The 12,782-nt window shown below is 73.1% G+C and carries 13 protein-coding genes; 4 read left to right on the top strand and 9 right to left on the bottom strand.

From position 1 onward, the window contains the following. Positions 1 to 79 precede the first annotated feature (79 nt). From ACFIF2_RS29075 to ACFIF2_RS29065, 3 genes are all read right to left on the bottom strand, one after another. Entirely contained in the window at positions 80 to 829 is a 750-nt protein-coding gene (locus ACFIF2_RS29075) for a 3-keto-5-aminohexanoate cleavage protein (protein ID WP_395576209.1), read from the bottom strand. 98 nt (positions 830 to 927) lie between these two features. Next, positions 928 to 1,530, bottom strand: a complete 603-nt coding sequence (locus ACFIF2_RS29070; RefSeq protein ID WP_395576208.1) for a hypothetical protein — start codon at positions 1,528 to 1,530, stop codon at positions 928 to 930. Positions 1,531 to 1,545: 15 nt separating this feature from the next. Further along, on the bottom strand, positions 1,546 to 1,761 hold the full coding sequence (locus tag ACFIF2_RS29065; RefSeq protein WP_395576207.1) for a hypothetical protein: 216 nt from the start codon (positions 1,759 to 1,761) through the stop codon (positions 1,546 to 1,548). Here ACFIF2_RS29065 and ACFIF2_RS29060 point away from each other — a divergent pair. Next, the gene (locus tag ACFIF2_RS29060) at positions 1,755 to 4,586 is read left to right on the top strand and encodes a penicillin acylase family protein (RefSeq protein ID WP_395576206.1); all 2,832 of its coding nucleotides are present in this window, start codon (positions 1,755 to 1,757) and stop codon (positions 4,584 to 4,586) included. The genes ACFIF2_RS29065 and ACFIF2_RS29060 overlap by 7 nt on opposite strands. Positions 4,587 to 4,602: 16 nt before the next feature. Here ACFIF2_RS29060 and ACFIF2_RS29055 read toward each other — a convergent pair whose 3' ends face one another. Further along, on the bottom strand, positions 4,603 to 5,868 hold the full coding sequence (locus tag ACFIF2_RS29055; RefSeq protein WP_395576205.1) for an exo-beta-N-acetylmuramidase NamZ domain-containing protein: 1,266 nt from the start codon (positions 5,866 to 5,868) through the stop codon (positions 4,603 to 4,605). Between the two features lie 174 nt (positions 5,869 to 6,042). On the opposite strand from ACFIF2_RS29055, the gene ACFIF2_RS29050 reads away from it, so the two are divergent. Genes ACFIF2_RS29050 through ACFIF2_RS29040 form a run of 3 tightly spaced genes read left to right on the top strand, consistent with a single transcriptional unit; the run spans position 6,043 to position 9,107 of the window. Beyond that, positions 6,043 to 6,813 carry an SDR family oxidoreductase gene (locus ACFIF2_RS29050; protein WP_395576204.1) on the top strand — a complete coding sequence of 257 codons (771 nt, stop codon included), beginning with the start codon at positions 6,043 to 6,045 and terminating at the stop codon, positions 6,811 to 6,813. Then, positions 6,810 to 8,480 carry a class I adenylate-forming enzyme family protein gene (locus tag ACFIF2_RS29045; RefSeq protein WP_395576203.1) on the top strand — a complete coding sequence of 557 codons (1,671 nt, stop codon included), beginning with the start codon at positions 6,810 to 6,812 and terminating at the stop codon, positions 8,478 to 8,480. The genes ACFIF2_RS29050 and ACFIF2_RS29045 overlap by 4 nt, the downstream gene beginning before the upstream one ends. Positions 8,481 to 8,513: 33 nt before the next feature. Next, positions 8,514 to 9,107, top strand: coding sequence for a TetR/AcrR family transcriptional regulator (locus tag ACFIF2_RS29040; protein WP_395576202.1), 594 nt, complete (start codon positions 8,514 to 8,516; stop codon positions 9,105 to 9,107). Between the two features lie 82 nt (positions 9,108 to 9,189). Here ACFIF2_RS29040 and ACFIF2_RS29035 read toward each other — a convergent pair whose 3' ends face one another. The 5 genes from ACFIF2_RS29035 to ACFIF2_RS29015 all read right to left on the bottom strand — a co-directional run bounded on the left by ACFIF2_RS29035 (position 9,190) and on the right by ACFIF2_RS29015 (position 12,625). Beyond that, positions 9,190 to 10,404, bottom strand: coding sequence for an acyl-CoA dehydrogenase (locus tag ACFIF2_RS29035; RefSeq protein WP_395576201.1), 1,215 nt, complete (start codon positions 10,402 to 10,404; stop codon positions 9,190 to 9,192). Positions 10,405 to 10,410: 6 nt separating this feature from the next. Then, positions 10,411 to 11,436 (bottom strand): phosphotransferase family protein, encoded by a 1,026-nt coding sequence (locus ACFIF2_RS29030; protein ID WP_395576200.1) that lies wholly within the window; start codon positions 11,434 to 11,436, stop codon positions 10,411 to 10,413. Between the two features lie 119 nt (positions 11,437 to 11,555). Further along, positions 11,556 to 11,873, bottom strand: a complete 318-nt coding sequence (locus ACFIF2_RS29025) for a hypothetical protein (RefSeq protein WP_395576199.1) — start codon at positions 11,871 to 11,873, stop codon at positions 11,556 to 11,558. A gap of 39 nt (positions 11,874 to 11,912) precedes the next feature. Beyond that, complete coding sequence (locus ACFIF2_RS29020; RefSeq protein WP_395576289.1) at positions 11,913 to 12,236, bottom strand: DUF202 domain-containing protein; 324 nt, start codon at positions 12,234 to 12,236, stop codon at positions 11,913 to 11,915. Then, entirely contained in the window at positions 12,233 to 12,625 is a 393-nt protein-coding gene (locus tag ACFIF2_RS29015) for a YidH family protein (RefSeq protein WP_395576198.1), read from the bottom strand. The genes ACFIF2_RS29020 and ACFIF2_RS29015 overlap by 4 nt, the downstream gene beginning before the upstream one ends. Positions 12,626 to 12,782 lie beyond the last annotated feature (157 nt).

Below are 12,782 nucleotides of genomic sequence, written 5' to 3'. Positions count from 1 at the left end.
GGGCCCGCCGGTCCGGGGCGGGCCGGGCGTCGCGCCTCGCCCTCCGGGGGCGGGGCCTGTCCCGGCAGGTCGCCGCGTCTCACGGCCCGCCCCGCCGTGCCGACGTCCCCCAGGACAGGGCCGCCGCGACCAGCTCGGCGTTGGAGGCGGCCCGGCGGCCGTCCGGCAGGAGCAGGGTGTCCTCCAGGCCGACGCGGGTCGCCAGGCCCAGCCGGCCGGCCAGCCGCAGCACCGGCCAGACGCCGCCGTCCTCGCCGTGCAGCAGGACGGGGCGGCCGTGGGCCTCGCCGAGGTCGGACAGCAGGGCGCGCGCGGAGTGCTCGGCGGACGCCGGGCCGGTGTCGGTGACCTCCGCCAGCACCCGCAGCACCTTCGGCCCGAGCGGTGAGCGCAGGAACCGGGCGGCCCCGTCCGTGCCGGACCAGACACCGGCCTCCACGCCCACCCCGCGCTCCATCAGCGCGGCGGCCACCCGCTCGGCGCCCGGCTCGTGCCAGTTGACCGAGGCGTGGTCGGGCAGCGCCGACCAACTCCGCACCCGGGCCACGCGGGCGGCCGGGTCGGGCTCGGCCCACGCACCCGTCGTGACACCGACCGGCACCGACCCCGGCACCCGCGCCCGTATCGCCTCCAGCGTGACCGCGAGCACGCGGGGCGACAACGTGTCCCGCCCGCACGGGGTCTTGGGATGGACGTGGACGTCCGCCGCCCCGGCGGCCACCGCTTCGGCCGCGGAGCCGGCGATGGCCTCCGGCGACAGCGGCACCGCCGCGCCGTCCGCGCCGCCCCGTGTCCCGTTCACGCACACCTGCACCCATGCCCGCACCATTCCCTCATGGTGCGGGTCACCACTGACAATTCCCCCCGTCCGCACCCCGTACGGGCGGCCAGGGGCACGCGGCGTCCCCGGCACGCCCCAGCGGCCGGCTAGGCCGACATCAGCAGTCGCCCCCTGCGCGCGTCGGCCAGCGCGTCGGGGGTCAGGACGGGCCGCGGGACGAGGATCCCGCAGTCCGCGCACACGGGGCCCGTCGAGGGCTCGTGGTCGAGGTCGTACGTCCACACCAGGCGCTCCCCGTGGCAGACCGGGCACACGGACCCCGGTTCACGCTCCAGCGCCGAGATCAGCCGCCGCAGCACCTCCGCCAGCGGTCCGTCGGGGTGGACGCGGGGATCGTCGCACCACGCGACGCCGAAACCGCCCCAGGTCATCCGGTGCCAGTCGTCCACGCTGCCCGGCCTGCGCAGCCCGTCGTGCTTCTCCTTCCTGCGCCGCTCGGCGAACCCGGCCTCGTAGGCCAGCCACACCGAACGCGCCTCCTCCAGCTCCACCAGTGCGGCCACGAGCCGCGCTGGGTCGGGGGAGCGGTCCTCGGGACCGAACCCGGCCCGGGAACACAGATGGTCCCAGGTCGCCCTGTGCCCGTAAGGGGCGAACCGCTCAAGGCACTTGCGCAGCGAATAGCGCCGTAGCGCCAGGTCGCACCGTGGATCGCGGACCTGTCTCGCCAGACTTCGGAAACCGGCCATAGCCCTGCACCTCCGTCACACCTGCACCTGCACTTCGGTCACTTCGGCGTCGTCCCTGCGGACGTCGCCGAATAGACGTATCGACACGCGATTCGGCTCCATCCGATTTCCGATGCCCCTCATCAGCCGATCCACCCGCTCCGAAAAAAGTGACGCGTGTTCATCTTCCAACTCGGGCATACCGGCGGTAACGTCCGGCTCCACCCCCGTCGGGAGGAGCTGCCATGCCACGGCGCACCCCACGCAACGTCCTCGACAGACTGAGAACTCCCCGCGGCTTCCACGGGTTCCTGAAGGGCGCGTCCCTATGCGCCCTCGTGGTCGGCCTCTTGTCGCCGCTGTCCCCCGCGACGGCCGCGGAACCGGCCCCGACCTCGGACGCAACCGCTCCGGCCGCCGCCGAGAAGATCAGTGCGGCGAGCGCGAACGACCACTGCGGCGGCCAGTGTTCCGACATCCTGCCGCCCGGCCAGAACGGCAACGCCACCCTCGCCCAGATCCTCCTCAACCAGGCCTTCGGCACCCAGCCCGCCCACGCCGAGGACCAGCTCGGGCCCTACGCGAACCTCGCCACCGGGTACTCCGGCCTCACCAACGACAAGATCAACACGTTCTTCAACGACGCCTCCTTCGGCGTCCCCGACGGCCAGGTCGCCTCCACCGTCCGCCCGGCGGGCCGCGACGACGTGACCATCGTCCGCGACAAGAGGACCGGCGTACCGCACATCACCGGCACCACCCGCTACGGCACCGAGTTCGGCGCCGGCTACGCGGCGGCCCAGGACCGGCTGTGGCTGATGGACCTCTTCCGGCACGTCGGACGCGGCCAGTTGACCCCCTTCGCCGGCGGCGCCCCCGCCAACCAGGGCCTGGAGCAGCAGTTCTGGCGCAGCGCCCCGTACACCGAGGCCGACCTGGAGGCGCAGATCGAGAGCGCCGCCGCCAAGGCCGGCGAGCGCGGGAAGCTGGCGCTGGCCGACGTGGACGCCTACGTCGCCGGGATCAACGCCTACATCGAGGCCTCCGACAAGGGCCGCTACTTCCCCGGCGAGTACGTCCTGACCGGCCACAAGAACGCCCTCACCAACGCCGGCACCATCGAGCGCTTCAAGCGCGCCGACCTGATCGCGCTGGCCTCCGTCATCGGCTCCCTCTTCGGCTCCGGAGGCGGCGGCGAGGTCACCAACGCGCTCTCCCTGCTCGCCGCCCAGGAGAAGTACGGCGTCGCCGAGGGCACGAAGGTCTGGGAGTCCTTCCGCCAGCGCAACGACCCCGAGGCGGTCCTCACCCAGCACGCCGGCAGCTTCCCGTACCTGACCCGGCCCGACGACCCGCGGGGCCGCGCCCTGCCGGACGCCGGCTCGGTCGAGGCGGAACCCCTCGTGTACGACCGTACGGGCAGCGCCGCCGCCTCCGGCGCGACCGACGCCTCCGCCACGGCGGCGGACGCGGCCCTCACCTCGGCCCGGCGCGGCATGTCCAACGCCCTCGTCGTCAGCGGCGAGCACACCGCGAGCGGCCACCCGGTCGCCGTCTTCGGCCCGCAGACCGGCTACTTCGCGCCGCAGCTCCTCATGCTCCAGGAGATCCAGGGCCCCGGCATCAGCGCCCGCGGCGCCTCCTTCGCGGGCCTGAGCATGTACGTCGAACTCGGCCGCGGCCAGGACTACGCGTGGAGCGCGACCACCTCGGGCCAGGACATCATCGACACGTACGCCGTCGAACTGTGCCAGGACGACTACCACTACCTCCACCGCGGCACCTGCACGCCGATGGAGAAGATCGAGCGCAAGAACGCCTGGAAGCCGACCGTCGCCGACGGCACGAAGGCCGGGTCCTACACGATGCGGGTCTGGCGCACGGAGTACGGCCCGGTCGAGTACCGCGCCACGGTCGGCGGCAAGAGGGTCGCCTACACCTCCCTGCGCTCGTCGTTCATGCACGAGGCCGACTCGATCATCGGCTTCCAGATGCTGAACGACCCGGACTACCTGACCGGCCCCGAACGCTTCCAGAGCGCCGTCCAGCACATCAACTACACCTTCAACTGGTTCTACGCCGACTCCGAGCGCACCGCGTACTACAACAGCGGTGACAACCCGGTGCGCGCGGACGGCGTCGACGCCGACTTCCCGGTCTGGGCGCGGCCCGCGTACGAGTGGCGGGACTGGGACCCGGCCGCCGACACGGCCCGCTACACGCCCGCCCCGGCCCATCCCCAGTCACTCGACCAGGACTACTACGTCTCCTGGAACAACAAACAGGCCCGGGACTACACCACCGCCCCCTGGGGCAACGGCTCCGTCCACCGCGGCAACCTCCTCGACGACCGTGTCGGGAAGCTGGTCGCCGAAGGCGGCGTCACCCGGGCCGCGCTGGTGCGGGCGATGGCCGAGGCGGGCCTCGCCGACCTGCGGGCCGAGGACGTCCTGCCCGACCTGCTGAAGGTGGTCGAGTCCGCGCCGGTGACCGACCCCGCGGCGCAGACCGCCGTGGACCGGCTCAAGGCGTGGCACGCGGCGGGCGGGCTGCGCACCCAGACGGCGGCCGGGTCGAAGAAGTACGCCCACGCCGACGCGATCCGCACCCTGGACGCCTGGTGGCCGCTGCTGGTGAAGGCCGTGTTCGAACCGGGGCTCGGCAGCGACCTGTACACGGCCTTCACCCGGAACCTGCCCGTCGACGAGTCCCCGTCCGCCGCGCACGGCCCGACCGGCGCCCACGCCGGCAGCGCCTTCCAGTACGGCTGGTGGAGCTATGTCGACAAGGACGTCCGGTCGGTGCTCGGCGAACCCGTCAAGGGGCCGCTCGCGCGCGCGTACTGCGGCGGCGGCGACCTCGCCGCCTGCCGGGACACCCTGGTCGCGACCCTGAAGGAGGCGGCGGGCCGGACGCCCGCCCAGGTATACCCCGGCGACGACAGCTGCGCGGCCGGCGACCAGTGGTGCGCCGACTCGGTGATCCACCGCACCCTCGGCGGCATCAAGCACGGCGGCATCGGCTGGCAGAACCGGCCGACCTACCAGCAGGTCGTGGAGTTCACGTCCCACCGGTGACCGGCCGGTCGCGGGCTCACCTGTAGAGGAGGTACTGGCGGCGCGTCCCGCGGAACGCCGCCAGTTCCGCCTCCCAGCCGCCCACCACCTCGTCGGTGTCCGCGCCCGCGTCGATCATGGTGCGGACCTGCGTGGAGCCGGTGAGCTTGTCGATCCAGTTGTCCGGCCGCCAGGCGAAACCGCTCCAGGTCCGCTTCGCGGTCACCAGGAGCGCGATCCCCGTGCGCACCGGGTCGAAGGCGGCCCGGTCGTGCACGTGGAGCTGCACGCCCCCGACGGTCTTCCCCTGGAACTTGGAGAAGGTCGGCGCGAAATACGCCTCCCTGAAGCGCACGCCCGGCAGCCCGACCGCGTTGGCTGCGGCGGCCCAGCTCCCGTCGACGCCCTCCGCGCCGATCAGCTCGAACGGGCGGGTGGTGCCGCGCCCCTCCGAGAGGTTCGTGCCCTCGAACAGGCACGTCCCGGAGTACACCAGCGCGCACTCCGGCGTCGGCATGTTCGGGCTCGGCGGCACCCAGGGCAGCCCGGAGGCGTCGTAGAACTCCGAGCGCTTCCAGCCCGACATCGTCACGGTCTCCAGCGGCACCGGCGCCGTCAGGAACTCCCCGTTGAACAGCCGCGCCAGCTCGGCGACCGTCATGCCGTGCGCCTGCGCGATGGGCTTGCGGCCGACGAAGGTCGCGAACTCCTCGTGCAGGACCGGCCCGAGCGCCGCCCGCCCGGTCACCGGGTTCGGCCGGTCCAGGACCACGAACCGCTTCCCCGCCAGCCGGGCGGCCTCCATGCAGTCGAACAGCGTCCAGATGTACGTGTAGAAGCGCGCGCCGACGTCCTGGATGTCGAAGACGACGGTGTCCACGCCGGACGCCGTGAAGATGTCCGCCAGCGGCTGCCCGCTCTTCAGGTACGTGTCGTAGACCGGCAGCCCGGTCGCGGGGTCGTCGTAGCGGCCCTCGGAGCCGCCCGCCTGTGCGGTGCCCCGGAAGCCGTGCTCGGGCCCGAAGACGGAGGTGAGGTCCACGCGGTCGTCGGCGTGCATCACGTCCACGATGTGGCGGACGTCCCGGGTGATGCCGGTCGGGTTGGTGACGACGCCGACCTTCTGTCCGTCGAGCAGCGCGTAGCCGTCGTCGGCGAGCCGCTCGAAGCCGGTGCGCAGCCGGCGGCCGCCGTGGCCGGCTGGTGCCGCCTGCGCCGTTCCCGCCGTGGCGGCCCCGGCCGCCGTGGTGGTGGCCGCCACCGCGGCCGTCGTGGCGAGCAGGGACCGTCTGGACAGCGTCATGCGGTGACCTCCGTGATCGCGGCGGGTGTCATGCGCACGCACGCTAACCCGGGTTCGGGCCGCACGGAATGGAGTAGACCGCGTTTCGCCTCTTCCGTCGTACATACCGACTGGTTAGTCTGGCGCTGCAGCAGGGCCACGCACGTGGTGTCGCAGCCGTGTCGAAGGAGACCGATGGTGGAAGCCGCGCAGAACGCCGGAGTCGTCGTCACCGGGGCGGGAGGCGGTATCGGCGCCGCGCTGGCCCGCCGCTTCGCCGCCGAGGGGGCCCGGGTCGTCGTCAACGACCTGGACGCCGACCGGGCCGAGGCGGTCGCCGACGAGATAGGCGGCATCGCGATCCCGGGCGACGCCTCCGCGATCATCACCGAGGCGCGCGACGCCCTCGGCGGCACGGTCGACGTCTACTGCGCCAACGCGGGCGTCGGCTCCGGCGGGACGGAGGCGGCCGACGAGGCCGTCTGGGCGCTCGCCTGGGACGTCAACGTCATGGCCCACGTCCGCGCGGCCCACGAACTCCTCCCCGACTGGCTGGAGCGCGGCAGCGGCCGCTTCGTGTCCACCGTCTCCGCCGCCGGACTGCTCACCATGATCGGCGCCGCGCCCTACAGCGTCACCAAGCACGGCGCGTACGCCTTCGCCGAGTGGCTCTCCCTCACCTACCGCCACCGCGGCGTCAAGGTGCACGCCATCTGCCCCCAGGGCGTGCGCACCGACATGCTCACCGCCAGCGGCAGCGCGGGGGAACTGGTCCTGCGGCCCACCGCGATCGAGCCGCAGGACGTCGCCGACGCCCTCTTCAAGGGCATCGAGGAGGACCGCTTCCTGATCCTGCCCCACCCCGAGGTCGCCGCGTACTACCAGGCCCGCGCCGCCGAGCCCGACCGCTGGCTGCGCGGCATGAACCGCCTCCAGAGGCAGTGGGAGGAGGCGACGGCCCGATGACCGGCTCCCGCTACGCGGCCAGGCCCTGGCTGGACCTGCTGACCGACGTCCAGAAGGCCCCGCTCGACCCGGACGCCTCGCTGGTGCACGCCCTGCGCCGGGCCGCCGCCGAGGCACCCGACCGCGCCTTCCTCGCCTACTTCGACGGCCGCCTCACCTACCGCGAGGTGGACGAGCTGAGCGACTCCGTCGCCGGACACCTCGCCGCCCGCGGCCTGGCGCGCGGCGAGCGGGTCGCGGTCCTGCTCCAGAACTCCCCGCACTTCGTGCTCGCGGTCCTCGGCGCCTGGAAGGCGGGCGCGGTCGTCGTACCCGTCAACCCCATGTACAAGGCGGGGGAGGTCGGCCACGTCCTGCGGGACGGCGAGGTGGCCGCGCTGATCTGCTCCGACCGGGCCTGGGAGTCGTACCTGCGCGAGACGGCGGCCGACTCGCCGGTGCGGATCGTGCTCACCGGGTGCGAGCTGGACTTCCAGACCCGCCAGGACGCGCGCGTGCTGACCTTCGAGCGGCTGCCGGCCGCCTGGGACGCCGACGACCTCGCGGAAGCGGCCCGCGCCGGGCACCGTGCCCCGCCCGGACGCGACCCGGAGCCCGGCGACACCGCGCTCATCAGCTACACCTCGGGCACCAGCGGCACGCCCAAGGGCGCCACCAACACCCACCGCAACATCATGTACAACGCCGAACGGCAGCGCACCGGACTCGGCCTGCCCGAGGCGCCGGTCTACTTCGCGCTGGCGCCGCTGTTCCACATCACCGGCATGGTCTGCGAGTTCGGCGCCTGCCTGAACAGCGTGGGCACGCTCGTCCTGGCGTACCGCTTCGAGGCCGGCGTCGTGCTGGACGCCTTCGCCGAGCACCGGCCGCACTACACGGTCGGCCCGTCCACCGCCTTCATGGCGCTCGCCGCCCACCCCTCGGTCACCCGGGAGCACTTCGCGTCGTTCGCGAACATCTCCTCGGGCGGGGCCCCGCTGCCGCCCGCCCTGGTGGAGAAGTTCCGCGCGGGCTTCGGCCCGTACATCCGCAACGGCTACGGGCTCACCGAGTGCACCGCGCCGTGCGCCTCGGTCCCGCCGCACCTGGAGGCGCCCGTCGACCCGGTCTCCGGGACCCTCGCCGTCGGCGTGCCCGGCCCCGAGACCGTCGTCCGGATCGTCGACGAGGAGGGCGCCGAGGTGCCCTTCGGGGAGCAGGGCGAGATCGTCGTCAGCGGCCCGCAGGTCGTCCCCGGCTACTGGCGGCGCCCCGACGCCACCGCCGAGACCTTCCCCGGCGGCGAGCTGCGCACCGGCGACATCGGCTTCATGGACGACCAGGGGTGGCTCTACGTCGTCGACCGCAAGAAGGACATGATCAACGCCTCCGGCTTCAAGGTCTGGCCGCGCGAGGTGGAGGACGTGCTCTACACCCACCCGGCGGTGCGCGAGGCCGCCGTCGTCGGCGTGCCCGACGGCTACCGGGGCGAGACCGTCAAGGCGTACATCAGCCTGCGTCCGGGCGCCGGCGCGGACCCGGACGCCCTCGCCGCGTACTGCGAGGAGAGACTGGCCGCGTACAAGTACCCGCGCCAGGTGGAGATCCTGCCAGAGCTGCCCAAGACGGCGAGTGGGAAGATCCTCCGTCGGGAACTGCGTTCCCGTACGCACCAGGACGGACAGTGAACGAACAGTGAAACGGAAAGGCAGGTGACGGCAGTGCCCAGGACCACGGACGGGGACGGCACTCCGGTGCCGCAGCGGCTCCTGGCCGCCGCCACCCGGCTCTTCGCCGAGCAGGGCTACGACCGCACCTCGGTCCAGGAGATCGTGGAGGCGGCCGGCGTCACCAAGGGAGCGCTCTACCACTACTTCGGCTCCAAGGACGACCTCCTGCACGAGGTGTACGCGCGGCTGCTGCGCCTCCAGCAGGAACGCCTGGACGCCTTCGCGGACTCCGGCGAACCGGTCGAGCAGCGGGTGCGCGAGGCGGCGGCCGACGTCGTCGTCACCACCATCGACAACCTCGACGACGCGTCGATCTTCTTCCGCTCCATGCACCAGCTGAGCCCGGAGAAGAACAAGCAGGTGCGCGCCGAGCGCCGGCGCTACCACGAGCGGTTCCGCGCCCTGATCGAGGAGGGCCAGCGGGCCGGCGTCTTCACCAAGGAGACCCCGGCCGACCTCGTGGTCGACTACCACTTCGGCTCCGTGCACCACCTGTCGACCTGGTACCGGCCCGACGGCCCGCTCAGCCCCCAGGAGGTCGCCGACCACCTGGCCGACCTGCTGCTGCGTTCCCTGCGGCCGTGAGGTGACGGGTGTGAGGCGTCGGGTGTGAGGCGTCGGCCGTGAGGTGCCGGCCCCCCGGACGACCGGGGGGCCGCGGCCCCGCTCAGAGGTACTTCTTGATCTCCCGCCGGGCCAGCGAGCGCTGGTGGACCTCGTCCGGGCCGTCGGCGATCATCAGCGTCCGGGCGCCGGCGTACAGCTCGGCCAGCGGGAAGTCCTGGCTCACACCGCCCGCGCCGTGCAGCTGGATCGCCCGGTCGATGATGTCGACCACCGCGCGGGGCGTGGCGATCTTGATGGCCTGGATCTCGGTGTGGGCGCCCCGGTTGCCGACGGTGTCCATCAGCCAGGCGGTCTTCAGCACCAGCAGCCGCAGCTGCTCGACGGTCACCCGCGCGTCCGCGATCCAGTTGTGCACGACGCCCTGCTGGGCCAGCGCCTTGCCGAACGCCTCGCGGGACACCGCGCGGCGGCACATCAGCTCGATCGCCCGCTCCGCCATGCCGATCAGCCGCATGCAGTGGTGGATGCGGCCCGGGCCCAGGCGGGCCTGGGCGATGGCGAAGCCGCCACCCTCCTCGCCGATCAGGTTCGCGACCGGCACGCGCGCGTGGTCGAACGTCACCTCGGCGTGGCCGCCGTGGTAGTGGTCCTCGTAGCCGAAGACCTGCATGGCCCGGTCGACGGTGACGCCGGGCGTGTCGCGCGGGACCAGCACCATCGACTGCTGGCGGCGGATGTCCTCGCCGTCCGGGTCGGTCTTGCCCATCACGATGAAGATCTGGCAGTCCGGGTTCATCGCCCCGGAGATGTACCACTTGCGGCCGGTGATGACGTACTCGTCGCCGTCGCGCTCGATGTGCGTGGTGATGTTCGTGGCGTCCGAGGAGGCCACGTCCGGCTCGGTCATCGCGAACGCCGAGCGGATCTCACCGGCGAGCAGCGGCTGGAGCCACTGCTTCTTCTGCGCCTCGTCGGCGAACTGGGCCAGCACCTCCATGTTCCCGGTGTCGGGGGCCGCGCAGTTCGTCGCCGTCGGCGCCAGCTGCGGGCTGCGGCCGGTGATCTCGGCGAGCGGGGCGTACTGGAGGTTGGTGAGGCCGGCGCCGTGCTCGGCGTCAGGGAGGAAGAGGTTCCACAGGCCCTGGCGACGGGCCTCGGCCTTGAGGTCCTCGACGACCTGCGGGGTGTCCCACGGCGAGGCGAGCCGGGCGCGCTGCTCGTGGGCGGTCTGCTCGGCCGGGTAGACGTACTCGTCCATGAAGGCGAGCAGCTTGGCGCGGAGTTCCTCGGTGCGTGCGTCGAACGCGAAGTCCATGGCGGGTCAGCCCTTCTGAAGGGTGGTCAGGCCGTGCTCGATGAAGACGGGGACGAGATCGCCGATGCGGTCGAAGCCGCGGCCGACCGTCTGGCCCAGCGTGTAGCGGTAGTGGATGCCCTCCAGGATCACGGCGAGCTTGAACCAGGCGAACGCCGTGTACCAGGCGACGGCGGACACGTCGCGCCCCGAGCGCGCGGCGTACCGCTCGATCAGCTCGGCGGGGGCGGGGTGGCCGGGGGCCTGGGCCGTGGTGGACACGGGGGAGTCGGGCATGCCGAGCGGCATGCTGTACATCACCAGCAGGCCGAGGTCGGTGAGCGGGTCGCCGAGGGTGGACATCTCCCAGTCGAGGATCGCCCGGATCTCGTCGTCGTCACCGCCGATCAGGACGTTGTCCAGGCGGTAGTCACCGTGCACGACGGCCGGGGCGGGGGAGCGGGGCAGTTCCCGGCCGAGCGTGGCGTGCAGTTCGTCGATGCCGGCCAGGTCCCGGTTGCGGGAGGCGTCCAGCTGCTTGGCCCAGCGCCGCAGCTGGCGGTCCAGGAAGCCGTCGGGGCGGCCGAAGTCGCCGAGTCCCACCTGCTCCGGGTTCACCGCGTGCAGCTCGACGAGCGTGTCGACCAGGTTCAGCACGGCGGCCCGGGTGCGCTCGGGGCCGAGCGGGGCGAGCTGGTCGGCGGTGCGGTACGGGGTGCCCTCGACGAACTCCATGACGTAGAAGGACGCCCCGAGCACCCCGTCGTCCTCGCACAGCAGGACGGGGCGCGGCACCGGTACGTCCGTCGGGTGGAGGGCGCTGATGACGCGGTGCTCGCGCTTCATGTCGTGCGCGGTGGCCAGGACGTGGCCGAGCGGGGGGCGTCGTACGACCCAGCGGGTGGCGCCGTCCGAGACCGCGTAGGTGAGGTTCGACCGTCCGCCCTCGATCAGACGGCCGGTCAGCGGGCCGGTCACCAGTCCGGGCCGCTCGCGGTCGAGCAGGCCGCGCAACCGGTCGAGATCGAGTCCGGGCGGGTGGTCGGGGCTCATCGGCGCTCCTCGGGCAGGTGAACAGTACCCGAGTTATGATGCCGACCAGTCGGTATGCCGTCCAGAGGGGGAGCGCAACGTGATCGGGGCCACGCGGCGCTCCCCGTGCCCCGTGAGCGTCAGTGGTCGTCCCAGTGCCCGTCGTGCGCGGCGTGCCGGTGGCCGTCGTGGAGGTAGTCGACGTGGTCGCCGTGGGGCACGCGCGCGTGCCCGCAGTCCTCGCCGTGCCGGTGGTCGTGGTCCGCGTGCGCGGTGTGCCCGGCGGGCTCGCACTCGTCCCAGTGGCCGGCATGCTCGCGGTGCAGATGCCCCTCGTGCGCGTAGTCGACGTGGTCGCCGTGCGGGACCCGGGTGTGTCCGCAGTCGGGACCGTGGGTGTGCTGGTGGGCGGTGTGTTCCTTGCGCGGCCTTCGGGTACCCAGCGGGGCCGGAGCCATGAAGGGGGGCGGCGAAGGGGAGCGGCGGCCTGGCGGCCCTCACAGGACGAGGAACGCGCCGCACGCCGCGAGCGCCACCGTGCACAGGGCCGCCGCCGTGGCGTAGGGCGGGGCCAGGGGGCGGGGCCGGTGTGCCGACGCGAGGGTGCGGATGCGGACGTGGGCGATGCGGAGGAAGGCCAGCCACAGGACGCAGCACAGGGCGGCGGCGACGACGGTGACGGGGGTCGCGTCCTCCTGCAGCGCGGTCTTCCCGGCGAGCACGGCGACGACGGTGCCCGACAGGGTGGTGCGGCGCCAGGCGAGGCGGGTGCGCTCGGGCTGGAGCCCGGGGTCGCGGTCCGCTCCCGTGTCCACGCTCAGCCCTCCCAGCCGGTGAGGACCACGATCACCATGACCATGGCGACCACGGCGACGACCATGCTGAGCAGGGCCGGGAAGCGGGAGACGGGGAGGTCCTCGCCGCGGCGCATCGCCCGCTCGCAGCGCACCCAGTGGTTGACGGCGCGCAGCGAGCACAGCACGCCGGCCGCGAGCAGCGCGAGCGCGAGCCCCACCCGCCAGCCCCAGCGCAGGTCGGGCAGGAACTGGTCCACCGCGAACCCGCCGCCCACCAGCGCGAGGGCGGTGCGCAGCCAGGCGAGGAACGTGCGCTCGTTCGCCAGCGAGAACCGGTAGTCGGGAGTACTCCCTTCCCGCCGGACCTCCTCAGGAGCGAACCAGAGCCGCACGTTCCGCACAAATTCGATCACCCGGGGACCCTACCGGCCCCGCCCCCCCAGCTGCGGTCAGCCGCCCTCCCCCCGCCCCCGTAGCTGCGGGCAGTCGTGCCGCTGGGGCGGCACGGGTGGGCGCAGCGGCACCCCGCATCGCCGGGCTGCGCACCCACCCCCGGCCCGCACTCACACC

The organism is Streptomyces sp. BK79, from assembly GCF_044142145.1.
Lineage (GTDB): Bacteria > Actinomycetota > Actinomycetes > Streptomycetales > Streptomycetaceae > Streptomyces.
This window is presented reverse-complemented; position numbering and strand designations above follow the sequence as displayed.

Bases quoted from the DNA above. Each gene is read 5' to 3' on its own strand.
- ACFIF2_RS29075 (WP_395576209.1), bottom strand. From the start codon at position 829: ATGGTGCGGGCATGGGTGCAGGTGTGCGTGAACGGGACACGGGGCGGC.
- ACFIF2_RS29070 (WP_395576208.1), bottom strand. From the start codon at position 1,530: ATGGCCGGTTTCCGAAGTCTGGCGAGACAGGTCCGCGATCCACGGTGC.
- ACFIF2_RS29060 (WP_395576206.1), top strand. From the start codon at position 1,755: ATGCCACGGCGCACCCCACGCAACGTCCTCGACAGACTGAGAACTCCC.
- ACFIF2_RS29055 (WP_395576205.1), bottom strand. From the start codon at position 5,868: ATGACGCTGTCCAGACGGTCCCTGCTCGCCACGACGGCCGCGGTGGCG.
- ACFIF2_RS29050 (WP_395576204.1), top strand. From the start codon at position 6,043: ATGGTGGAAGCCGCGCAGAACGCCGGAGTCGTCGTCACCGGGGCGGGA.
- ACFIF2_RS29045 (WP_395576203.1), top strand. From the start codon at position 6,810: ATGACCGGCTCCCGCTACGCGGCCAGGCCCTGGCTGGACCTGCTGACC.
- ACFIF2_RS29035 (WP_395576201.1), bottom strand. From the start codon at position 10,404: ATGGACTTCGCGTTCGACGCACGCACCGAGGAACTCCGCGCCAAGCTG.
- ACFIF2_RS29030 (WP_395576200.1), bottom strand. From the start codon at position 11,436: ATGAGCCCCGACCACCCGCCCGGACTCGATCTCGACCGGTTGCGCGGC.
- ACFIF2_RS29025 (WP_395576199.1), bottom strand. From the start codon at position 11,873: ATGGCTCCGGCCCCGCTGGGTACCCGAAGGCCGCGCAAGGAACACACC.